The organism is Rhizobium sp. P1_E6 (assembly GCF_056405875.1).
On sequence record NZ_JBFUBG010000348.1, the window covers coordinates 1 to 669 of the forward strand.

1 protein-coding gene and 1 pseudogene are annotated in these 669 nt (G+C 53.4%); one reads left to right on the forward strand and one right to left on the reverse strand.

Annotated elements, in window-relative coordinates:
* Positions 1-355: HEPN domain-containing protein (locus AC1D35_RS36670; protein ID WP_477942978.1), on the forward strand; the 355-nt coding region annotated here is incomplete at its 5' end.
* An 80-nt stretch (positions 356-435) separates the two neighbouring features.
* Here the strand turns inward: AC1D35_RS36670 and AC1D35_RS36675 are convergent.
* Positions 436-669 (reverse strand): annotated as a pseudogene (locus AC1D35_RS36675) (response regulator); the annotation flags it as partial.

A 669-nucleotide genomic window follows, 5' to 3' on the forward strand; every position in this document is an offset into this window, starting at 1 on the left:
CCGTGGTTTAGACGCCTTGAAACTTGCTGCTTTCAATTTGCACCAAGCGACAGAGCGACTCTATCATTGCATTCTCCTGACTCTGATCCTCTATAGCCCCAAATCGCATCGCATCAAAACCCTTCGGTCAAAAGCAGAAGGCGTCGACACCAGACTCGTCGAAGCTTGGCCGCGAGACAATAGGCTGGCGCGACGACGGTTTGAACTGTTGGCACGTGCTTATGTCGAAGCGCGCTACTCGCCGAAATACAAGATCACGGCGGAGGAACTTGAATGGCTTATACAACGCGTAAAAGTGTTACAGAACTTGGTTGAGACCGCCTGCTTGGAGCATCTCGAAAAGCTACACGCGTAGGCTGCTGTCAAGGCTTGGCAAATTGCTTGGTTTGGACGCTTCGACTAAACTAATTTCGGATTTGCCCTTTGCCGACCTGTCTATTTGCCGATGACCTTGTTGACGATCTTGACCAGGCTCTGCGGATCGAAGGGTTTCGTCAGCCACCCGGTGGCGCCCGCCGCCTTGGCGCGAGCCTTCATGTCGGCGTCGGATTCGGTTGTCAGGAAAATGATCGGAACGCCGGACTGATTGGGGAGTTAGCGGACTTCCTCGATCATGGTCAGGCCATCCATCACGGGCATGTTGAGGTCGGTGATGATCAAGTCGAATTG